18 protein-coding genes and 1 pseudogene are annotated in these 22330 nt (G+C 65.8%); 4 read left to right on the top strand and 15 right to left on the bottom strand.

The genetic code is table 11. The features are described from left to right. The 4 genes from AC1RRV_RS15355 to rpsL form a co-directional block, all read right to left on the bottom strand. The coding region (locus AC1RRV_RS15355; RefSeq protein WP_418161963.1) for a hypothetical protein at positions 1 to 76 on the bottom strand (76 nt) is incomplete at its 3' end. 136 nt (positions 77 to 212) lie between these two features. Next, the gene (gene fusA, locus AC1RRV_RS15360; RefSeq protein WP_492860532.1) at positions 213 to 2291 is read right to left on the bottom strand and encodes an elongation factor G; all 2079 of its coding nucleotides are present in this window, start codon (positions 2289 to 2291) and stop codon (positions 213 to 215) included. A gap of 116 nt (positions 2292 to 2407) precedes the next feature. Further along, positions 2408 to 2881: a 30S ribosomal protein S7 gene (rpsG, locus tag AC1RRV_RS15365; protein ID WP_007661568.1), complete on the bottom strand. Its 474-nt coding sequence runs from the start codon at positions 2879 to 2881 to the stop codon at positions 2408 to 2410. A gap of 11 nt (positions 2882 to 2892) precedes the next feature. Further along, complete coding sequence (gene rpsL / locus AC1RRV_RS15370) at positions 2893 to 3264, bottom strand: 30S ribosomal protein S12 (RefSeq protein WP_004624021.1); 372 nt, start codon at positions 3262 to 3264, stop codon at positions 2893 to 2895. Between the two features lie 23 nt (positions 3265 to 3287). On the opposite strand from rpsL, the pseudogene AC1RRV_RS15375 reads away from it, so the two are divergent. Beyond that, positions 3288 to 3535, top strand: a pseudogene (locus AC1RRV_RS15375) (hypothetical protein). Between the two features lie 134 nt (positions 3536 to 3669). Next, complete coding sequence (locus AC1RRV_RS15380) at positions 3670 to 4464, top strand: hypothetical protein (RefSeq protein ID WP_492860533.1); 795 nt, start codon at positions 3670 to 3672, stop codon at positions 4462 to 4464. Between the two features lie 193 nt (positions 4465 to 4657). On the opposite strand, the gene AC1RRV_RS15385 is transcribed toward AC1RRV_RS15380, so the two are convergent. Next, a complete protein-coding gene (locus AC1RRV_RS15385) occupies positions 4658 to 5998 on the bottom strand; it encodes an aminopeptidase P N-terminal domain-containing protein (protein ID WP_492860534.1) in 1341 nt (446 codons plus the stop codon). A gap of 151 nt (positions 5999 to 6149) precedes the next feature. On the opposite strand from AC1RRV_RS15385, the gene AC1RRV_RS15390 reads away from it, so the two are divergent. After that, positions 6150 to 6503, top strand: a complete 354-nt coding sequence (locus AC1RRV_RS15390) for an ElaB/YgaM/YqjD family protein (RefSeq protein WP_492860535.1) — start codon at positions 6150 to 6152, stop codon at positions 6501 to 6503. Positions 6504 to 6599: 96 nt separating this feature from the next. Here the strand turns inward: AC1RRV_RS15390 and rpoC are convergent, their stop codons facing one another. The 9 genes from rpoC to AC1RRV_RS15435 form a co-directional block, all read right to left on the bottom strand. Further along, the gene (gene rpoC, locus AC1RRV_RS15395) at positions 6600 to 10790 is read right to left on the bottom strand and encodes a DNA-directed RNA polymerase subunit beta' (RefSeq protein WP_492860536.1); all 4191 of its coding nucleotides are present in this window, start codon (positions 10788 to 10790) and stop codon (positions 6600 to 6602) included. A 98-nt stretch (positions 10791 to 10888) separates the two neighbouring features. Then, the gene (gene rpoB, locus AC1RRV_RS15400; RefSeq protein ID WP_492860538.1) at positions 10889 to 14959 is read right to left on the bottom strand and encodes a DNA-directed RNA polymerase subunit beta; all 4071 of its coding nucleotides are present in this window, start codon (positions 14957 to 14959) and stop codon (positions 10889 to 10891) included. A 307-nt stretch (positions 14960 to 15266) separates the two neighbouring features. Next, entirely contained in the window at positions 15267 to 15425 is a 159-nt protein-coding gene (locus AC1RRV_RS15405) for a hypothetical protein (RefSeq protein WP_492860540.1), read from the bottom strand. Positions 15426 to 15570: 145 nt separating this feature from the next. Then, positions 15571 to 16593, bottom strand: a complete 1023-nt coding sequence (locus AC1RRV_RS15410; RefSeq protein ID WP_492860541.1) for a WD40/YVTN/BNR-like repeat-containing protein — start codon at positions 16591 to 16593, stop codon at positions 15571 to 15573. A 10-nt stretch (positions 16594 to 16603) separates the two neighbouring features. Next, positions 16604 to 16978, bottom strand: a complete 375-nt coding sequence (locus tag AC1RRV_RS15415; RefSeq protein ID WP_492860542.1) for a response regulator — start codon at positions 16976 to 16978, stop codon at positions 16604 to 16606. Next, positions 16975 to 18069, bottom strand: a complete 1095-nt coding sequence (locus tag AC1RRV_RS15420) for a sensor histidine kinase (protein WP_492860543.1) — start codon at positions 18067 to 18069, stop codon at positions 16975 to 16977. Before AC1RRV_RS15420 ends, AC1RRV_RS15415 begins: the two co-directional genes overlap by 4 nt. Before the next feature lie 223 nt (positions 18070 to 18292). Beyond that, complete coding sequence (gene rplL, locus AC1RRV_RS15425; RefSeq protein ID WP_492860544.1) at positions 18293 to 18676, bottom strand: 50S ribosomal protein L7/L12; 384 nt, start codon at positions 18674 to 18676, stop codon at positions 18293 to 18295. A gap of 46 nt (positions 18677 to 18722) precedes the next feature. Beyond that, the gene (gene rplJ, locus AC1RRV_RS15430; protein ID WP_047403719.1) at positions 18723 to 19241 is read right to left on the bottom strand and encodes a 50S ribosomal protein L10; all 519 of its coding nucleotides are present in this window, start codon (positions 19239 to 19241) and stop codon (positions 18723 to 18725) included. A 333-nt stretch (positions 19242 to 19574) separates the two neighbouring features. Beyond that, a complete protein-coding gene (locus AC1RRV_RS15435) occupies positions 19575 to 19979 on the bottom strand; it encodes an SRPBCC family protein (RefSeq protein WP_492860545.1) in 405 nt (134 codons plus the stop codon). Between the two features lie 147 nt (positions 19980 to 20126). Here AC1RRV_RS15435 and AC1RRV_RS15440 point away from each other — a divergent pair, with 147 nt between their 5' ends. Next, positions 20127 to 21497 (top strand): alpha/beta fold hydrolase, encoded by a 1371-nt coding sequence (locus tag AC1RRV_RS15440; RefSeq protein ID WP_492860547.1) that lies wholly within the window; start codon positions 20127 to 20129, stop codon positions 21495 to 21497. 9 nt (positions 21498 to 21506) lie between these two features. On the opposite strand, the gene AC1RRV_RS15445 is transcribed toward AC1RRV_RS15440, so the two are convergent. Beyond that, positions 21507 to 22328 carry a hypothetical protein gene (locus AC1RRV_RS15445; protein WP_492860548.1) on the bottom strand — a complete coding sequence of 274 codons (822 nt, stop codon included), beginning with the start codon at positions 22326 to 22328 and terminating at the stop codon, positions 21507 to 21509. Positions 22329 to 22330 lie beyond the last annotated feature (2 nt).

Raw genomic sequence — 22330 nt, forward strand, 5'->3', positions numbered from 1 at the left:
TCTTGCCATGGTCAACGTGACCAATCGTGCCGATGTTGCAGTGCGGCTTAGTGCGTTCGAACTTTTCCTTGGCCATCTTCTTAGCTCCAGGACCCCAGAACCCTACGAAAAACGGGGGGGCCTTTATTGGTTGAACTTCTGGGGTGGTGCGGAGGGGGCTCGTGAGAGCTCCCTCCTATTCTTCTCGTGTACGCTTTTCCCGAGGAAAAAGCTTACGCGTACTTCTTGATCACTTCGTCGGCGACGTGTTGCGGCACCGGCTCGTAGTGATCATAGACCATGCTGAACTGGGCGCGGCCCTGGGACATGCCCCGCAGCGTGTTCACATAGCCGAACATGTTGGCCAGCGGCACGAAGGCGTTCACCACCGTGGCGTTGCCGCGCATGTCTTGACCCTGGATCATGCCACGACGGCTGTTCAGATCGCCGATGACCGAACCGAGGTATTCTTCCGGCGTCACGACCTCGACCTTCATGATCGGCTCGAGCAGCTTCGGAGCGCCCTTTTCGCGCAGCTCCTTGAAGGCGGCGCGCGAGGCGATTTCGAAGGCCAGGACCGACGAGTCGACGTCGTGGTACTTGCCGTCCGTCAGGGTCGCCTTGAAGTCGATCAGCGGGAAGCCGGCCAGCAGGCCGTTGTCCTTGACCGATTCCAGGCCCTTTTGGACGCCCGGGATGTATTCCTTCGGCACGGCGCCGCCGACGATCGAGTTTTCGAACACGAAGCCCGAACCCGGCTCGCCCGGTTCGAAAGTGATCATGACGCGGGCGAACTGGCCCGTACCACCGGTTTGCTTCTTGTGCGTGTAGTCGATGTCGACCTTGCGGCCCAGCGATTCACGATAGGCAACCTGCGGCGCGCCGATGTTGGCTTCGACCTTGTAGGTCCGCTTCAGGATGTCGATCTTGATGTCCAGGTGCAGCTCGCCCATGCCCTTCAGGATCGTCTGGCCCGACTCGAAGTCGGTCGAGACGGTGAAGGACGGATCTTCGGCGGCCAGCTTCTGCAGGGCGACGCCCAGCTTTTCCTGGTCGGCCTTCGACTTGGGCTCGACGGCGATCTCGATGACGGGCGCCGGGAATTCCATGCGCTCGAGGATGACCGGCGACTTCAGCGGATCGCACAGGGTGTCACCCGTGCGGGTTTCCTTGAGGCCAGCCAGGGCGACGATGTCGCCGGCATAGGCTTCCTTGATGTCTTCGCGGTTGTTCGAGTGCATGAGCAGCATGCGGCCGACGCGCTCTTTCTTGTCGCGCGTGGCGTTCAGCAGGCCCATGCCGGTTTCGAGCTTGCCCGAATAGATGCGGCAGAAGGTCAGCGAACCGACGAAGGGGTCGTCCATGATCTTGAACGCCAGAACCGACAGCGGCTCTTCGTCCGAGGCGCGACGCACGACTTCTTCTTCGGTCTTGAAGTCGATGCCCTTGGTCGGCGGGATGTCCAGCGGCGACGGCAGGTAGTCGACGACGGCGTCCAGGAGCGTTTGCACGCCCTTGTTCTTGAAGGCCGAGCCGCAGAGGATCGGATAGAAGGCGCCGGTCAGAACGGCCTTACGCAGGCACTTCTTGATGACCTCTTCCGAGGGCTCTTCGCCGCCCAGATAGGCTTCCATCGCGTCGTCGTCCATTTCGACGGCGTTCTCGACCAGGTAGGCGCGAGCCTCGACGGCCTTGGCCATCAGGTCGGCCGGGATTTCTTCGTCGCGGAAGTTGGCGCCCAGGGCGTCGTTGTCCCAGACGACGGCCTTCATGCGGACCAGGTCCACCAGGCCGCTCAGCGAGGTTTCAGCGCCGATCGGGAATTGGATCGGCACGGCCTTCGCGCCCAGACGGTCGCGGATCGACTCGACCGACTTGTCGAAGTCGGCGCCGATCTTGTCCATCTTGTTGACGAACACGATCCGCGGAACCTTGTACTTGTCGGCCTGACGCCAGACGGTCTCGGTCTGCGGCTCGACGCCGGCGTTACCGTCCAGCACCGTCACGGCGCCGTCGAGGACGCGCAGCGAGCGTTCGACTTCGATGGTGAAGTCGACGTGCCCGGGGGTGTCGATGATGTTCAGACGCTTGCCATTCCAGAAAGCGGTCGTCGCGGCCGACGTGATCGTGATGCCGCGCTCCTGCTCCTGTTCCATCCAGTCCATCGTGGCGGCGCCGTCGTGGACTTCGCCGATCTTGTGCGACTTACCCGTGTAATACAGGATCCGCTCGGTCGTCGTCGTCTTGCCGGCGTCGATGTGCGCCATGATGCCGAAGTTACGGTAGTCTTCGATTTTATGCTGGCGGGCCATGATCAAGCTCTGCGTGGCTGCCCTGAGCCCGGAGACGAGCGGCAGGGTCATTAAACGTGCGGCGCGGGCGGTTTATCGCAAACCGCCCGCGCCTGAAAGAGTGCTGGTAAGAAAGGTTACCAGCGGTAGTGCGAGAACGCCCGGTTGGCTTCAGCCATCTTGTGGGTGTCTTCGCGCTTCTTCACCGCGGTGCCGCGGTTGTTCGAAGCGTCGAGCAGCTCACCAGCCAGCTTTTCCGTCATGGTGTTCTCACCGCGCTTGCGCGCGGCGGTCACCAGCCAACGGATGGCCAGGGCGCGACGACGGTCCGGACGGACTTCGACCGGCACCTGATAGGTGGCGCCGCCGACGCGGCGCGACCGGACTTCGATCGCCGGGGCGACGTTGTCCAGGGCGGAGTGGAAGGTCTCAAGCGGACCTTGGTCCTTGCGCTTGTTTTCCAGGATGTCGAAAGCACCATAGATGATGTTTTCGGCGACGGCTTTTTTGCCCTCGTACATCACGTAGTTCATGAACTTCGTGACGATCAGATCCCCAAACTTGGGGTCCGGCAGGACTTGGCGTTTCTCGGCGCGACGGCGGCGGGACATTCTTCTTTTCCTTACTTCGGACGCTTGGCGCCGTAGAGCGAACGACGCTGCTTACGATCCTTGACACCTTGGGTGTCGAGGACGCCGCGCAGGATGTGATAACGGACGCCGGGCAAATCCTTGACGCGGCCGCCGCGGATGAGCACCACCGAGTGCTCCTGCAGGTTGTGGCCTTCGCCCGGAATGTAGCACACGGCTTCGATGCCGGTGGTCAGACGGACCTTGGCGACCTTACGGAGAGCCGAGTTCGGCTTCTTCGGGGTCGTGGTGTAGACGCGGGTGCAAACGCCGCGACGTTGGGGGCAGCCCTTCAGGGCGGGCACCTTGTTCCGCACCGGCTTCGGAGAGCGCGGCTTACGGATGAGCTGGTTAATGGTAGGCATTAAGTCTCTGCTCTGATGGAAGCGTGTGCCTTTCGGCCGGGGCGCTTCAGGTCCTTGTCTTTGTTTTTCGGTTCTTCAAGGCTCAGCTAAGAGACCCGATAAACGCGAAACTCGCCGGAGCGCGGATGCACACCGGCGGGTTTTCCGTCCGCTAGGAACAGAAGCTCATCAGGACGGCCGCGAACGACCGCCTCGAAAAAGAGCGCGGTATGTACTCGCGAAGTCGGCCGGCGTCAATCGCCTGTTCCTGCGCCGGTTAATGCGGCCTTAAGGACCCCGAACCGGACAAGATTCCGCCACTCAAAGCTGTGCAGCTTCGCGCCTGGATGGAGCGGCTTGTCTGCGCCGCGCGCCTCGCCATGTGGGAGGCCTGGAGATCGAACGCAAGCGCGCGTCGGAGGGTGGGTGAAGGTCAGCGTCCGGGTCAGCAGGGACAACCGCAAGCGGGCGACGATTCTGGCCGGATCGCTGCTGCTGCACGTGGTGGTGCTGGCCTGGCTGGCCCTGCCCGCGCCGCCCCTGCTGGAGGTGCTGACCGCCGACGAGCTGCCGATCGTGACGGTCGACCTGCTGCGGCCCGACCGCGAGGAACAGCCCCGGCCCCGCGCCGCGCCGGCCTCGGCGTCCAGCGCGCCCTCCCCCGTCTTGCCGTTCGAGGTCCGCCAGCCGGTCCGCCCGGTTCCGCCCGGCGTGCCGACGCTGGCCGTTCCCTCCGCGCCGCCGGCCGCCAGTCCCGTGCGTCCGGGAACCGCCATCCGCCCCGCGCCCCTGCCCGGCGAGGGCGCCGGCGACCTGCGCACGGCGCTTCGGGGCAGCGCCACCGGCTGCGTCAGCGCCGACGCCGTCGGCCTCAACCGCCGCGAACGGGAGAAGTGCGACGAACGCTTCGGCGCGGCCAAGCCCAAGGGCGAACCGCTGCAGGCCATGGACGCCAACAAGCGCCGCGCCTTCGACGCCCAGGCCGCCGCCCAGGAGGCCTATCGTCGCTACCAGGAAGCGCCCATGGGGCCCGGCGTCGACCATCACAGCCGCGAACATCCCGGCACGATGAAGGAGATCCCGTTCGTGCTGGGCGCCGAGCAGGACGGCCTGGGCCGCCCCCGCAAATCGGTTGTCGACCAGATCCGCCGCGAGAAGGACTCCGCCGACCGGGCCCGGAAGTTCCTGGAACTGCGGAAGAAGGCCGGCCAGGAGCCTTAGCCCGCTATCAATCCACCGCCTTCCTGGGCCTTGTGCCCAGGATCCATGCCAGAGGCAGGCGGAGATCTTCCCGGCCCGCGCGACGGAACGTCCGTGAACTCGGCCCCCGCTCAGCTGCACCTGAACCCTGGGTCCTGGGCACAAGGCCCAGGAAGGCGGGGAAATCTCAGCCCGCTATGAATGTTGATAGGTCCTAGGCGCTCTTCCGCGCCATGAAGGCCTCGATCTCCTGGGTGGTGCGCGGGATGCCGGTCGACATCCGCTCCGCCCCCGTCTCGGTGACCAGATAAAGGTCCTCGATGCGGATCCCGTAATTGGCCGACTGCAGATAGAGGCCCGGCTCCATGGTGATCACCGAGCCGGCCGGGATCGGCTGGGTGGTGTCGCCCGGATCATGGACGTCGAGGCCGACATAGTGGCCCAGGCCGTGGGTGAACTCGTCGATGCGCCCGGCCTTGCGGAACACCGCCTTGGCCGCCTCACTGAGGTCCTCCAGATAGGCGCCGGCCTTCAGCTTGGCGACCGCCGCCGTCTGGGCCTCCAGCACCAGGTCGTAGAGAGCCTTCTGCTCGGGCGTGAACTTGCCGGAGGCCGGGAAGGTGCGGGTGACGTCGCAGGCATAACCGCCCACCGAAGCGCCGGCGTCGATCAGGATCAGCTCCCCGCCGTGGACCATGCCGGTGGCCGTGGCGTAGTGCAGCGAGGCGGCGTTGCGGCCCGAGCCGACGATGCTGTCATAGGCCAGGCCCGTGCCGCCGGCGCGGCGGAAGGCGCTCTCGACGATGAAGCGCAGCTCGTTCTCCGGCATGCCGGGGCGCGCTTGCTTCATGGCCTCCAGGTGGCCGGCGCGCGTGGCGTCCATGGCCTTGCGCATGATCTCCAGCTCGCGCGGCTCCTTCACGCAGCGCAGGCGGGGCATCACGCCGCTGTCGTCGCGGATGGCGCAACCCGGCACGCGCTGGGCGACCTTGCCGTAGAGCTCCAGGGCGGCCGGCACGGGCGCATTGGCCGAGGCGATCGGACCGAGGTAGCGCAGCTCCTTGGAGCGCGAGGCCAGGGCCGTCACCAGGCCGCCCAGGGCTGAGGTGCGTTGGACACGCTGCACGCCGGTGCGCTGCTCGATCAGCGCCCCCAGCGGCACGCGCTCCTGGTTCCAGCGCTCGCTCTCGGTGTCGCGCGAGGGCAGCAGCAGCCACTCCTTCACGGTCCTCTCGGTCGGGGCCAGGACCAGGATGGCGCCGGGCTCGTCGACGATGCCGGTCAGCCAGGCGAAGTCGCCGTTCTGATAAAAGGGCGGCGACACCGGCGCCTCGCTGGGCGTGGCGTTGGCGCCGTAGATCACCGCCACACCGGTCTTCAGCTGTTCCATCAGCCTGGCGCGGCGGGCGCGGTAGACCTCGGGGGCGAACGGGCTGGTTCCGGCGGGGGTGGCGTAGCCGGCGGGCGGCAGGACCTGAGCGCCGGCTGTGGCCGCCAGGCCGATGGCCACGGTGGCGCTCGCGCCGGTGAGCAGGCTGCGACGATCGAATTGCATGGTGAGGCCCCTTACTTCGCCGTGAGGTTGGCATGGCCCGAACGGCGTCGGCAAGCGACGGCGAAGCGACCCCGGAACGGTCCGGGACGGGGCGGGTTCTGAAAGACGTCGACGCGCCGCGCCGGCTTCCTTCCCGCCACGAGGTTCGACCATGACCGACTACGCCGACAGCCTGACCGCCGCGACCAACGACCTCCCTCGCACAGCCTCGCGCGCCCGCGCGAAGATCGAGCCGTCGCTCAAGGCGGTCGGCGGCGCCGCCCACGAAGCCTATGACAGTCTTCGGGACGTGGCGGCCGAAGCGGTGGGCGAGACACGCGCGCGCGTGAAGGACCTCGCCGCCCAGACCGCGGAGCGTCTGCAGCACCGCTATGGCGACCTGGAGGCCTGGGTGCAGCTGAAGCCCGCCCAAGCCCTGGGCGTGGCGGCCGGACTCGGTATCGTGCTGGGCCTGCTGATGCGAGGCCGCTCGACCAAGACGGTCTATTTGCGCGACCCGCGCTGAACCGCTCGTCCGACACTGAAAGCAAAAAGGCCTGGGAAAGCAAAAAGGCCCGGGATCGCTCCCGGGCCTTTCCGTTAGTCACTCAGGCGATAAGCCCTATTCGGCGTCCGAAAGCGCGATCTCGGCCGGCAGCGGCTCCATCGCTTCTTCGCGCTGCTGGGCCAGCTGCTCGTCGCGCTTGGCGGCGACGCGCTGCAGGCTGCGCAGGTAGGAACCCGTACCGGCGGGGATCAGACGACCCACGATGACGTTTTCCTTCAGGCCTTCCAGGGTGTCGGTCTTGCCGTGCACCGAGGCTTCGGTCAGGACGCGGGTCGTTTCCTGGAACGACGCGGCCGAGATGAAGCTCTTGGTCTGCAGCGAGGCCTTGGTGATGCCGAGCAGCACCGGCTGGGTCACAGCCGGACGACCGCCGCGAGCGACCGCCTTGTCCTGTTCCTTTTCGAACTCCGGCTTGTCGAGGTGGTCACCCTTGATCAGGCCGGTGTCGCCGGGCTCGAGGATCTCGACCTTCTGCAGCATCTGACGAACGATCGTCTCGATGTGCTTGTCGTTGATCGGCACGCCCTGCAGTCGATAGACCTCCTGGATCTCGTCGACGAGGAAGTTCGCCAGGGCCTCGACGCCCAGGATGCGCAGGATGTCGTGCGGATCCGGGTTGCCGTCGATGATGTACTCGCCCTTGGAGATGTAGTCCCCGTCGTGAACGGCGATGTGCTTGCCCTTCGGGATCAGGAACTCGACCGCCTCGGCCTGGTTGCCATCGGCGTCGACGTCCGGCGTAATCTTGATCCGGCGCTTGTTCTTGTAATCCTTGCCGAATTCGACACGACCGTCCATTTCCGCGATGACTGCGCAGTCCTTCGGACGGCGGGCTTCGAAGAGTTCGGCGACGCGCGGCAGACCACCGGTGATGTCCCGGGTCTTGGCGCCTTCGGTCGGGATACGCGCGATCACTTCACCCGGCTTCACTTCCTCGCCGTCGGCGACGGAGAGAATGGCGCCGGCCGACAGGAGGTAACGAGCCTCGCCGCCGTTCGACAGGCGCTTGTACGAGCCGTCTTCCGACAGCACGCCCATGGCCGGACGCAGGTCCGAACCGCGGGCCGACGTACGCCAGTCGGCGATGACGCGCTGGGCGATACCGGTCGCTTCGTCGACTTCCTCGCGGATGGACAGGCCATCCACCAGGTCCTCGGCGCGGATCTTGCCGGCCACTTCGGTGATGATCGGGGTGGTGTAGGGGTCCCAATCGCCGAGGCGTTGGCCGCGCTTGACCAGGTCGCCGTCCTTGACCCGCAGGCGGGCGCCGTACGGCGGCTTGTAGGTTTCGCGCTCCTTGCCGTCGACCAGCACGCTGACCGAGGTGTTGCGGCTCATGATGACCAGGGCGCCGTCGGAGCCGATAACGGTCGGGCCGATCACGCGGACCGTACCCTCATTGGAGGCTTCGAAGAACGACTGCTCGGCCACCTGGGCCGTACCGCCGATGTGGAACGTACGCATGGTCAGCTGCGTGCCGGGCTCACCGATCGATTGGGCGGCGATGACGCCGACCGCTTCGCCGATGTTCACCGGCGTACCGCGGGCTAGGTCGCGGCCATAGCAGGCGCCGCAGACGCCGACCTTGGCTTCGCAGGTCAGGACCGAGCGGACCTTCACCGACTGAACGACCGCGGCCTCGATGGCGTCGGCGATGTTCTCGTCGATATAGGTGTCGGCCGGAACCACCAGCTCGCCGGTGCCCGGATCCTTGACGTCCTCGGCCGTGAAGCGGCCCAGGACGCGCAGGCCCAGCGAGACCAGCACGTCGCCGCCTTCGACGACGGCGCGCAGGGTGATGCCCCGCGTGGTGCCGCAGTCTTCCTCGACGATGATGCAGTCCTGCGCGACGTCGACCAGACGACGGGTCAGGTAACCCGAGTTGGCCGTCTTCAGCGCGGTGTCGGCCAGACCCTTACGGGCGCCGTGGGTGGAGTTGAAGTACTCCTGAACGGTCAGGCCTTCCTTGAAGTTCGAGACGATCGGGGTCTCGATGATCTCGCCGGAGGGCTTGGCCATCAGGCCGCGCATGCCGCCCAGCTGCTTCATCTGGGCTTGCGAACCACGGGCGCCGGAGTGGGCCATCATGTAGATGGCGTTGATTTCCTTCTCGCGGCCGTTCTCGTCCTTATGCTTCATCTGAAGCTCGGCCATCATCTCGTCGGCGACCCGGTCGGTAGCCTTGGCCCAGGCGTCAACGACCTTGTTGTACTTCTCACCCTTGGTGATCAGGCCGTCGGCGTACTGTTGCTCGTACTCTTCGGCCAGCGAGCGGGTTTCGGCGACGATCGCCTCCTTCCGCTTCGGGATGATGATGTCGTCCTTGCCGAACGAGATGCCCGCCTTGGCGGCTTCCTTGAAGCCCAGGCCCATGACCTTGTCGGCGAAGATGACCGTCGCCTTCTGACCGCAGTGGCGGTAGACGATGTCGATCAGATTGCCGATTTCCTTCTTGGTCAGCGCCTTTTCGATCAGGCGGTGGCCAATCTGCGGGTGGTGCGGCAGCAGGGCGGCGATCTTCATCCGGCCCGGCGTGGTGTCGATCACCTTGCGCAGCAGAACGCCTTCCGGAGTCATCTCGGTGTGGCGCGCCTTGATCTTGGCGTGCAGCGAGACGACGCCAGCGTCCATAGCGGCTTCGATTTCACCCAGGTCGGCGAAGATCTTGCCTTCGCCCGGCTCACCCTCGCGGGCGACCGACAGGTAGTACAGGCCCAGGACGATGTCCTGCGACGGCACGATGATCGGGCGACCGTTGGCGGGCGACAGGATGTTGTTGGTCGACATCATCAGGACGCGCGCTTCCAGCTGAGCTTCCAGGCTCAGGGGGACGTGCACGGCCATCTGGTCGCCGTCGAAGTCGGCGTTGAACGCGGCGCAGACCAGCGGGTGCAGCTGGATGGCCTTGCCCTCGATCAGCTTCGGTTCGAACGCCTGGATGCCCAGACGGTGAAGCGTCGGCGCGCGGTTCAGCAGCACCGGGTGCTCGCGGATCACCTCTTCGAGGATGTCCCACACCTGCGGCTGCTCGCGCTCGACCATGCGCTTGGACTGCTTGACGGTGCCCGACAGGCCCTTGGCGTCTAGGCGCGCGTAGATGAACGGCTTGAACAGCTCGAGCGCCATCTTCTTGGGCAGGCCGCACTCGTGCAGCTTCAGCTCGGGACCGACCACGATGACCGAACGGCCCGAATAGTCGACGCGCTTGCCCAGCAGGTTCTGGCGGAAGCGGCCTTGCTTGCCCTTCAGCATGTCGGCCAGCGACTTCAGCGGACGCTTGTTGGCGCCCGTGATGACGCGACCGCGACGGCCGTTGTCGAACAGGGCGTCGACCGACTCCTGCAGCATCCGCTTTTCGTTGCGGATGATGATGTCGGGCGCGCGCAGCTCGATCAGGCGCTTCAGGCGGTTGTTACGGTTGATGACCCGGCGATACAGGTCGTTCAGGTCCGAGGTCGCGAAGCGGCCGCCGTCCAGCGGCACCAGCGGACGCAGTTCCGGCGGGATGACCGGAACGACCGTCAGCACCATCCACTCGGGACGGTTGCCCGACTCCTGGAAGGCTTCCAGGATCTTCAGGCGCTTCGAATACTTCTTCTGCTTCATGTCCGACACGGTGCCGGCCAGTTCCTCGCGCAGACGCTCGGCCTCTTTTTCGAGGTCGATGGCCTTGAGCAGGTTCTGGACGGCCTCGGCGCCGATCTCGGCGGTGAAGCTGTCGTCGCCGTACTCTTCCTGGGCGCGCATGTAGTCGTCTTCCGACAGCAGCTGGTGCTGCTTCAGCGGGGTCAGGCCCGGCTCGGTGACGATGTAGTATTCGAAGTACAGGACGCGCTCGATGTCCTTCAGCGGCATGTCGAGCATCATGGCGATACGCGACGGCAGCGACTTCAGGAACCAGATGTGGGCGACCGGCGAGGCCAGTTCGATGTGACCCATGCGCTCGCGACGGACGCGGGCCAGGGTGACTTCAACACCGCACTTTTCGCAGATGATGCCCTTGTACTTCATGCGCTTGTACTTGCCGCACAGGCATTCGTAGTCCTTGGTCGGGCCAAAGATACGGGCGCAGAACAGGCCGTCACGCTCGGGCTTGAACGTGCGGTAGTTGATGGTCTCGGGCTTCTTGATCTCGCCGAACGACCACGAACGGATCTTTTCCGGCGAGGCCAGCGAGATACGGATCTGGTCGAAGGTCGGAGCGGCCTGGACCGGATTGAAGATGTTCAGGACTTCCTGGTTCATCTTGATTCCTTCTGCGGGATCACCCGCGAAAATTCAAAGTTGGAGAGGGCTGAAAGGAGGCCCCTCCCCCGTCATCGGACGGAGGAGGGAGATCCGGATCAGCTGTTCTCCAGCTCGACGTTCAGGCCGAGCGAGCGCATTTCCTTGACCAGCACGTTGAAGCTTTCCGGGATACCGGCTTCGAACGTGTCGTCGCCGCGGACGATCGACTCGTAGACCTTGGTCCGGCCGGCCACGTCGTCGGACTTCACCGTCAGCATTTCCTGTAGGGTGTAGGCCGCGCCGTAGGCTTCCAGAGCCCACACTTCCATTTCCCCGAAGCGCTGACCGCCGAACTGGGCCTTACCACCCAGCGGCTGTTGCGTGACGAGCGAGTACGGGCCGATCGAACGGGCGTGGATCTTGTCGTCGACCAGGTGGTGCAGCTTCAGCATGTAGATGTAGCCGACCGTGACCGGACGCTTGAACTGCTCGCCGGTCAGACCGTCGTACAGGATCGACTGGCCCGACTTGTTGACGCCGGCCATTTCGAGGTGGTCCTCGATATCGCTCATGCGCGCGCCGTCGAACACCGGGGTGGCGATCGGAACGCCCTTGCCCAGGTTCTTGGCCAGCTCGACCAGCTCTTCTTCGGTTTCCGGCAGTTCTTCGTCCGGGCCGTAGATGTCGCGCAGACGATCGACCAGGGCCTGCTTCTGACCGCCGTGCTGCCAGTCTTCCAGCAGGTTGGTGATCTGCTTGCCGAGGTTGGCGCAGGCCCAGCCGAGGTGGGTCTCGAAGATCTGACCGACGTTCATGCGCGAGGGCACGCCCAGCGGGTTCAGAACGACGTCGACGTGCGTACCGTCGGCGAGGAACGGCATGTCCTCGATCGGCAGGATGCGCGAGATGACGCCCTTGTTGCCGTGACGGCCGGCCATCTTGTCGCCCGGCTGAAGCTTGCGCTTCACGGCCACGAACACCTTGACCATCTTCATGACGCCCGGGGGCAGTTCGTCGCCGCGCTGCAGCTTGTCGACCTTGTCTTCGAAACGACGGTCGAGGCGCTTGCGGTTCTCGTCGAACAGGCGGCGCAGCGACTCGAGTTCGCCCATCGCCTTTTCGTCTTCCAGGGCGATCTGCCACCACAGGCCCGAGGCGACCTGCGACAGGCCCTCGACTGTGATCTCGCCGCGCGACAGGCCCTTGGGACCCGACAGAGCGACCTTGCCGATCAGCAGTTCCTTCAGACGGCCCGAGATGTTGCGGTTCAGGATCGCGAACTCATCGTCGCGGTCCTTGCCCAGGCGGTCGATTTCGGCGCGTTCGATGGCGAGCGCGCGCTCGTCCTTGTCGACGCCGTGACGGTTGAACACGCGCACGTCGACGATCGTGCCGGCGACGCCCGGGGGCAGGCGCAGGCTGGTGTCGCGGACGTCCGAGGCCTTTTCACCGAAGATGGCGCGCAGGAGCTTTTCTTCCGGCGTCATCGGGCTTTCGCCCTTCGGCGTGACCTTGCCGACCAGGATGTCGCCCGGCTGGACTTCGGCGCCGATCGCCACGATGCCGGCTTCGTCGAGGTTGCGCAGGGCTTCCTCGCCGACGTTCGGGATGTCGCGGGTGATTTCTTCCGGGCCGAGCTTCGTGTCGCGGGCCATGACTTCGAATTCCTCGATGTGGATCGAGGTGAAGACGTCGTCGCGGACGATGCGTTCGGAGATCAGGATCGAGTCTTCGAAGTTGTAGCCATTCCAGGGCATGAACGCGACGAGCGCGTTGCGGCCCAGGGCCAGTTCGCCCAGCTCGGTCGACGGACCGTCGGCGATGATGTCGCCGGCGACGATCCGGTCGCCCACCTTCACCAGCGGGCGCTGATTGATGCAGGTCGACTGGTTCGAGCGCTGGAACTTCGACATCCGGTAGATGTCGACGCCCGAGCGGGCCGCGTCGGTTTCTTCGGTGGCGCGGATGACGATACGCGTACCGTCGATCTGCTCGACCACGCCGGTGCGCTTGGCGATGACGACGGCGCCCGAGTCACGGGCGACGACGGCTTCCATGCCGGTGCCGACCAGCGGGGCGTCCGACTGCACCAGCGGCACGGCCTGACGTTGCATGTTCGAGCCCATGAGGGCGCGGTTGGCGTCATCGTTTTCGAGGAACGGGATCAGGGCGGCGGCGACCGACACGACTTGGCGCGGCGACACGTCCATCAGGTCCACCATCTCCTTTTGCAGGAGGGTCGGTTCGCCGTTGATGCGGCCCGGGACCAGGTCTTCCAGGATCTCGCCGTCGACCACCTTGATGTTCGACTGGGCGATGACGTGCTTGGATTCCTCCATGGCCGACATGTAGACGACCTCGTCCATCGGCTTACCGTCCTTCACGCGACGGTAGGGGCTCTCGATGAAGCCGTACTTGTTCACGCGGGCGTGGGTCGCCAGCGAGTTGATCAGACCGATGTTCGGGCCTTCCGGCGTTTCAATCGGGCAGATGCGGCCGTAGTGGGTCGGGTGAACGTCGCGGACTTCGAAGCCGGCGCGCTCGCGGGTCAGACCGCCCGGACCGAGGGCCGAGAGACGACGCTTGTGGGTGATTTCCGACAGCGGGTTCGTCTGGTCCATGAACTGCGACAGCTGCGAGGAGCCGAAGAATTCACGGACGGCGGCGGCGGCCGGCTTGGCGTTGATCAGGTCGTGCGGCATGACCGTGTCGATATCGACCGAGCTCATGCGTTCCTTGATCGCGCGTTCCATGCGCAGCAGGCCGACGCGGTACTGGTTTTCCAGCAGCTCGCCCACCGAGCGGACGCGACGGTTGCCCAGGTTGTCGATGTCGTCGATTTCGCCGCGACCGTCGCGCAGGCCCACCAGGACCTTCAGCACGGCCAGGACGTCGTCCTTGCGCAGGATGCGGACTTCGTCCGACACGTCCTGCTCCAGACGCATGTTCATCTTCACGCGGCCCACCGACGACAGGTCGTAGCGCTCGGCGTCGAAGAACAGCGACTTGAACATCGCTTCGGCGGCTTCGACAGTCGGCGGCTCGCCCGGACGCATGACGCGATAGATGTCGAACAGCGCGTCCTCGCGGACGGCGTTCTTGTCCACGCGCAGGGTGTTGCGCATGTAGGCGCCGACCGTGACGTGGTCGATGTCCAGCACGTCGATGGTGCTGAAGCCTTGGTCGGCCAGGGCCTGGATCGCCGGAACGTCCAGCTCGTCGCCGGCTTCCGAATAGATCTCGCCGGTCTGGAAGTTGACGGCGTCACGGGCCAGGTAGCGGCCGGTCAGGGCTTCCGGCGCCAGCAGCAGGGTCTTCAGACCCGCGTCGGCGAACTTCTTGGCCTGGCGCGCGGTGATCTTGGTGCCGGCCGGAGCGATCTCTTCGCCGGTGTCGGCGTCGACCAGCGGGAACTCCGGCTTCACGCCGCGCCAGCGCTCGGGCTTGTACGGGGTGGCCCAGCCGCCTTCGCGCTTCTCGAACGGGACGACGTCGTAGAACGTGGTCAGGATCTCTTCGCCGTCCATGCCCAGGGCATAGAGGAAGGTCGTGGCCGGCAGCTTACGGCGACGGTCGATGCGGACGTAGACGATGTCCTTGGCGTCGAATTCGAAGTCCAGCCACGAGCCGCGGTACGGGATCACGCGGGCGGCGAACAGCAGCTTGCCCGAGGCGTGCGTCTTGCCCTTGTCGTGATCGAAGAACACGCCCGGCGAACGGTGCATCTGCGAGACGATGACGCGCTCGGTGCCGTTGACGATGAAGGTGCCCTTGTCCGTCATGAGCGGGATATCGCCCATGTAGACGTCCTGCTCCTTGATGTCCTTGACCGAGCGGGCGCCGGTTTCTTCTTCCGTTTCGAACACGATCAGGCGCAGCTTGACCTTCAGCGGCGCCGCGAAGGTCATGTCGCGCTGGATGCACTCTTCAACGTCGTACTTGGGCTCTTCGAATTCGTACGAGACGTATTCGAGCACCGCGCGTTCATTGAAGTCCTTGATCGGGAACACCGACTTGAAGACCGCTTCCACGCCCTCGTCGCGGCGCTGGCCCGGACGGACCTCGCGCTGCAGGAACTGTTCGTAGGAGGAGCGCTGAACCTCGATGAGGTTCGGCATCTGCACAGCCTCGGGAATGCGGCCGAACGACTTCCGGATCCGCTTCTTGCCGGTGAAGGATTGCGCCATGTTGTTTCCCTGCGGCGCGGACGGAATCCGCGCGTGAATTCGAATGTCCGTAGCGTCCACCCTCGCCGCTCTCCTCGTCGGAGAACGTCGGACGCTGGAATTCCCCTGACGGGCGACCGGGACCGGAAGCCTGACGGGCGCCCCTTCGCGCGGATCGGAGGGCGACTGATCGCGCCTCGGGGCGTAAGTGCGGACGCGCGTCTACGCGCTCCGCGAATATCTTCGTGAACGGGCGGATATAGGGGAACAGGGCGAGGAAGAAAAGGGGGATTCGTAAAGAGCCGTAAATCGGCCGCTCAAGCTCCCATCAGGTCTTGCGGATCGCCTTCATGGCCAGGGAGACGCCAAAGGCGATCAGGCAGACGAAGAACGCGACCTTGGTGATCGCCCCGGCCACGTCGACGACGAAGCCGAGGATCCCGAACAGGATCATGAGAACAAGCAGGACGCCGGCGATCTTGAGCATGTCCGGCAAACGTGAGTTCGCCGCGATGGGTTCCGCGGAGCCTGTCCGTTTCTGATGGAACATCAGAAACGGATAAACAGGCTCTATCTCAAACATTTAGAGCGTGGCGGGCGCCGAAACCGCTCACACTTTCGGCTGCCACGCTCTACCCTCGCCAGAGCCCGATCGTCCCCTTCGGTCCGCACAGCACGGCCGTGGCCTCCGAGGTCAGGCGCGCGCTGTTGAACGGCGCGACCGACACCCGTTCGAACGCACCGCCGTCGCGGCTGACGATCGTGCCGGCCAGGCCGGTGGCCATCACGGTCCGGCCTTTCGCCGAGACCCCCGACAGATAGCCCGGCGGCGCGGCGACCGCCTCGAAGGTCACCCGGCCGGGATCCAGCCGCGCCAGGTTCACGCCCTCGGCCTTGGGGGTCTTGTAGTCGCCGCCGCAGACCCACAGCGTCCCGTCCTTGGCGAAGGTCACGGCGAAGGCGCCCTTGGAGGGGGCGTCGGCCGGGATCGGCGTATCCATCGCGACGAACACCCCGCCCCCGCCGCGTGACAGATAGACCCGCGCCTTGCCTGCCCCGCCTGTGCAGAAGGCGACCTGGCCGCGCGGGCCCAGGGCGACACAGCCGTTGCTGGCGGCGAAGGCGCCCTCGTTGGCCGCGGCCGGCGGCACGCCCTCGGCCGGCAACCGCGCCCAGGTCTCGCCGCCGTCGGCGGTATAGAGCACCGTGAACCGCCCCTGGGTCGGATCGCCCAGGATGAAGCCGCGCTTCTTGTCGACGAAGGCGATCGAGTCCCAGAAGCCGTCCGGATCGGTATTGGTCGTGACCCGTGTCCAGCGCTTGCCGCCGTCACGCGTGCGCCACAGCTGCGAGGCCGGCCCCGGCCCGGCGCTCATGGCCAGTACGTGGTCATCGTCGAAGGCGTGCAGCCCCCGGAAGTCTAGCGTCTCGCCGCCGACGATCCGAATCGCTTCCTGTCGCTCGCCCTTGCCCCGGATCAGCCAGCCCTTGGAGCCCGAGGCCCAATAGGTCTTGCTCCCGGTCGGTGACAGGCCGCGCAGTTCGCTGTCCGCGACCGAGGGCGGGATGGCGATCCCGCCCGCTCCTTTGGCGGCGAAGGCGGGTCCGGCGGCCAGGGTCAGGCCGCCCGCGATCAGGTGACGACGGTGGATCATGTTGAACTCTTCAGGACGCCATGGCGGCGTGGATGGCCGAACGCAGGGCGCGCTCGGAGACCGGCTTGAACAGGATCGCCGCCGGATGGCTCAGGTGCATGCGGTCGATGGTCTCCTGCTCGCGCGAGCCGGTCAGGAAGATCACCTTCGACCCCACGGTCGCGTGGATCGCCAGGGCCGCGTCGACCCCGTCGCCCTCACCGCGTAGCCGCATGTCCATCAGCACCACGGCCGGGCGGTGCCGCTGGGTCAGGACCACGGCCTCGTCCGCCGTCGCCGCCGAGCCGCAGACGGGAAGGCCCATTTCCTCAACCTGCATGCAAAGTCCCTGAGCAATCAGGAACTCGTCGTCCACGACCAGCACGCTGTTGGAAAGGTGGTTCATGCGGGCGGGATCCCCGGGATCGTGACTTCGGTGCGCACGCCCTTGTCGTGTCGCACCTCCATTGTACCGTCCAATTGCTTCACCAAGCCGTCAATGATCGTGCCGCCGAGGGAGTTTGTCTTGGTCTCGCCCGGCGCATAGCCCTTGCCGTTATCGGACACCGCCAGCTCGATCCGGCCGTCGTCCAGCCGCGCCAGCGAGACCTCGATGCGCCCCTTGCCCTCGGGAAAGGCGTGCTTGAGCGAGTTGGTCACCAGCTCGGTGACGATCAGGCCCAGGGGAATGGCGAAGTCCAGTCCCACCGTCAGCGGGGCGGCCTCGACCGACAGCTCCACATGCTCGGCCGAACCGCCTTGGACGATATTGTCCGCCAGTTCCCGCAGGAACGGCGCGATGTCGAAAGTCTCGAGGTCGGTCGACTCCATCAGTTGATGATGGACCAGGCCCAGGGCGTAGACCCGCCCCCGCATGGTCGCCAAGGCCGAGCGGGCGCTCTCATCGTCCAGCCGACGGCTCTGCATGGCCAACATGCCGTCGATGATCTGCAGGTTGTTCTTCACCCGGTGATAGACCTCGCGCAGGAGAAGGTCGCGCTGGGTCAGCGCCCGGGTCCGATCAGCCAGGGCCTCGGTCAGCTGGCCGTTGACGGCCTCCAGCTCGGCGGTCCGCTCGGCGACCCGCTGGGCCAGGGTGGCGTTGACCTGCTCCAACTGGGCCGCCGACGGCAGGGCGACGATCTTCGGGATCAGGGGCCACAACAGCGCGGCCGTGGCGATCGACAGCGCCGCCGTGATCGCCTTGATGACGCCCTCGACGCCATAGGCGGGGAACCACAGGGTCAGGATGGCCCACAGGTGGGTGGTGCCGCAGGCCAGGATGAAGGCCACGAACAGATAGGCCACCCAGCCGTAGCGGATGTCGGGCCGCTGGCGCACGAAGGCGGCGATGGCCAGGGGGATCGAGAAATAGGACAGGCCGATCAGCGCGTCGGCGATCACGTGCGTGGCCACCAGCCCGGGCGCCCAGCTCAGGCAAAAGCCGTGCGGCGTCAACCCGGACGGGTTGATCAGCCAGTCCCAGATCGCCCCCATCGTCGCATCCCCTGGACCCGCCGCTCCCGGTTCGGGATCGGACCTTGGCCATCGCCCAGGACGAAACTGCTACAGAGCCGCGCCAGTTACAATCTTGACCGGCATTTAGCCGCGCTTCGCCCGGTGGGCGCGAGTGGCGCAAAACAAAACGGGCCCGGAGGTTTCCCTCCGGGCCCGCTCACCAGTTCCAAAGGAACCTGTCCCAGCGAACGCTGGGAGCAGATTACTTAACTTGGACCTTGGCGCCGGCTTCGGTCAGCTTCTTAGCGACTTCTTCGGCTTGTTGCTTCGAGACGTTCTCGACGACGTTCTGCGGAGCGCCTTCGACCAGGTCCTTGGCTTCCTTCAGACCGAGGTCCGGACGGACGCCGCGGACTTCCTTGATCACGTTGATCTTCTTGTCGCCACCGTCCGTCAGGACGACGGTGAATTCGGTTTGCTCTTCGGCAGCTTCGGCCGGAGCAGCGGCGGCGCCACCAGCGGCGGCGACGGCGACCGGAGCGGCGGCCGAGACGCCCCACTTTTCTTCCAGCAGCTTCGAGAGTTCAGCGGCTTCCAGCACCGACAGGGTGGACAGTTCTTCGACCAGCTTTTCGAGCTTCGACATGTGTCAGTTCCTTAGAGAGATTGGGATAGATATGCGGGGATGACCGTTACGCGGCGTCTTTGGTCGCGTAGGCGTTGAAAACGCGAGCCAGCTGGGCAGCCGGGGCCTGCAGGACGCCAGCGATCTTGGTCGCCGGAGCCTGGATGAGGCCGATAAGCTTGCCACGCAGTTCGTCCAGCGACGGAAGGGTCGCCAGAGCACGCACGCCGGCTTCGTCGAGCACGTTGGTCTGGTCCAGAACGCCACCGACAATCTTGAGCTTGTCGTTTTCTTTGGCGTACTGCACCGCGATCTTCGCGGCCGAGACGGCGTCCGGGCCGTAGGCGATGGCGACAGGACCGGTGAACAGGGCGGAGCCCGTATCACCAAGTTTGCCGTCCAGAGCCTTGAGGGCCAGGGTGTTCTTCACAACCTTGATCGCGGCGCCTTCCTTGCGGAGGCGAAGACGAAGGTCGGTCATTTCCGCAACGGTCAGACCCATATAGTGGGTCACGACGACAGCGCCGGCGTCGGTGAACACGCTTTTCAGCGATTCAATCGACTCCTGCTTTTGAGCGCGGTCCATTGCGGTCTCCTACTCAATTACAGCGGCCGGACCATTCCGGCAGCCAGATGCGGTCCCATGCGGAATTGCTCCCGCGTGCGAGTCGCATTTGCCTGTTTCAAGGAAAGTCGGCCGCGTATCTGTCCCGGACAGAAGTCCTTGGGCAGGAGAGCGTCGGCGTCTCTATCCCTGTCTCCCGACGGTGAGGAAGGGCTCTTCCTCGCTTACGGCGTTGGTGACCCCACGCCCCGTAGTTCTCAAACAGGATCCCCGTCGGACCGGAGTCCATCGGAGAAGGCGCGGCGTATAGACGGTTTGAGCTAGGATATCAACCACCCCAACCAACATCCGTCCCTACGCCTCCAACTTCTTCTTCATCGCCGCCAGACCCATCCCCATCATCGCCCCCATCGTCTCGGCGGCGGCATGAGGCAGGACATCGGCGATCCAGACGGCGCGAGAGCGGCCCTCGCCCGCGTCCTCGATCTGCATCACCCCATTGTGGTGCGCCAGCCGCTCGCTCTGGACCGTCCAGACCAGGCGGCGGCGCGCATCGTCGCTGTCGATGATCACTTCCTTGACCACCATGCCGTTGCCGAAGGTGACGATGCGAGCCAGCGGTTCGTCACCCTCAACCAACTTCGTGTCCACCACGAAGCCCGGGCACAGGCGCTCGTGGATCTTGCCGATGTCGCGCACCGCGTCCCAGACCGCGTCGGGCGCGGCGTCGATCAGGATGTCCTTGTGGATCGAAGCCATGGCGGCGTCCCTTTGTGTTTGATCGGACAGGGCTAGCAACGTCCGGTCCGCCGATTGGCAGCAATCAAGCGTCGGAACCCTCGCCTTCCCCCTTTCCCTGGCCGCCGCTTTCTGGACTATCGGCGGCGATCGGAACGAGGGGCGTCCATGACTCGCAAGCTTGTCGCCGGGGCTCGCCCCCTGTTTTTGGCCGCCCTGCTTTTGGGCGCCCTGGCCGGCGCCCCCGCCCTGGCCGAGCTGAAGGCCCCGCCGACGCCCCGGGCCGTGGTCGCCGACCCGTCCCGCAACAAGGACCGCCCCGCCGACATGGCCGCCTTCCAGGTCGAGATCGCCGGCGCCAACGTCAACGCCCTGATGTACCTGGCCTCGGGCGCCGGGCCGCATCCGACCCTGCTGTTCCTGCACGGCTTCCCCGGCAACGAGACCAATATCGACCTGCTGCAGGCCGTGCGCCGGGCCGGCTGGAACGCCATGCGCATCAACTATCGCGGTTCGTGGGGCAGCCAGGGCCAGTTCAGCTTCGCGAACGCCCGCGCCGACGGCGAGGCGGCCGTGGCCTTCCTGATGGATCCGGCCAACGCCGCCAAATACCACGTCGACACCAGCCGCATCGTCGTGGCCGGCCATAGCATGGGCGGCTTCATGGCCGCGGACGCCGTCGCCGCCGAGCCGCACGTGGCCGGGGCCGTGCTGATCGACTCCTGGGACATCGGCAAGGAGAAGGCCGGGATCACCAGCGATGCGGTCCGCAAGGCCGCGATCGAGGGCATGCGCCCCGACACCGCGCCCCTGGCCACGACGCCCGAGGCCCTGGTCGCCGAGATCGAACGCGACGCCGACAAGCTGGATCTCGAGAAGCTCTCCGCCCGGATCTCGAACCGGCCGCTGCTGATGATCGGCGCCGAGTTCGCCGGTGCGCCGGGCACACGCAAGCTGGCCGCCGCCGCGCGCGCCGCCGGGGCCCAGGCCCTGACCGAGACCTATATGGCCACCGACCACAGCTTCTCGGACGCGCGCATCGCGCTGGAGAGCGAGGTGATCCGCTGGCTGGCCCGCTTCGAGCCCCTTAGCGCGGCGACCGCCCCCTTCCCGCCGCTGAAGGGCGCCTATGACCCGGGCAACGTCTTCGCCCGGATCATCCGAGGCGAGCTGCCCAGCTACAAGGTCTATGAGGACGCCCAGGTCCTGGCCTTCATGGACCGCGCACCGCTGGAGCCGGGCCACGTGCTGGTGATCTCCAAGACCTCCCAGGCCCGCAACCTCCTGGAGATGGACCCCAAGGACATCGCCAGGGTGATGGCCGTCGCCCAGAAGGTCGGCCAGGCGCAGGTCGAGGCCCTCGGGCTGGAAGGCTTCCTGATCCTGCAGAACAACGGCGTCGGCCAGAGCGTGCCGCACCTGCACGTCCACGTGATCCCGCGCATCGCCGGCAAGCCGGTCTATCTGGCCGAGAACGCGGTGGCGGATCCGAAGGACCTGGAGGCGATAGCCGCGAAGATCCGGGCGGCGATCAAGTAGACCCGTCCGTCAGACACCCATCAGGTGCTTGGCGGTGGCGTGCCAGTACGGCGTGTCCCAGAGCATATGCACGGCGATGGTGAACGGGGTCACGACCGCCAGCCAGACCCAGTAGGCGCGATGGACGCGACGGTTGCGGACCACGTCCCACAGGAACATGGGGGCGATCGCCAGCAGGACGTAGAGGTCCGGCGAGACCGGGCTGGCCGGCATCGTGGTCGGCAGCCAGGTCATCCGGTCGAAAGCGGCGGGAAGAGCGCCCACGATCGACAGGATCATCATCCGCTTATGGAAGCCGGGATCCGTCGCGCGCGCCCTGACGCCCAGGAACACCAGGATCGCGAAGACGATCCCAATGCGTCCCTGAACCAGCATGATGTTCTCGAGGAACCTCAACAGCTCAAGCACCTGGGGCCTGGCCTGCGGCGGCACGACCTGCAAGCCGGCGAACACCTGATGATAGATGGTGGGAATAAGGACGAACCCGACGACCACCAGCGCCACCGCGAGCACGGCGCCCGCCAAGCCGAGCAAGCGATGCCCCGCGACCCGGCCGGTCGCCACCAGCGAGGTCTGGGTGAGCAGCAACAACAGGTAGGCCCCCATCAGCAGGGCGTGCAGGTGCAGCACCAGCGGGAACGGCGGGCGCTGCCCGGCCTCGACCGCGGCGACCTTGACCAGCGAGTCCGGGATGAACCCTAGCAGCACGATGACCACGAAACTGGCGGCCATGAACACGTAGATCCAGCGGTCGATGAAAACCTTGCGCTCGCCGGTCAGCACATCGAGCCGCGCGCCGTCGATGGCGGGCGTCTGATCAATTGTCGTCATGA

The organism is Caulobacter sp. GW821-FHT11E10 (assembly GCF_058808375.1).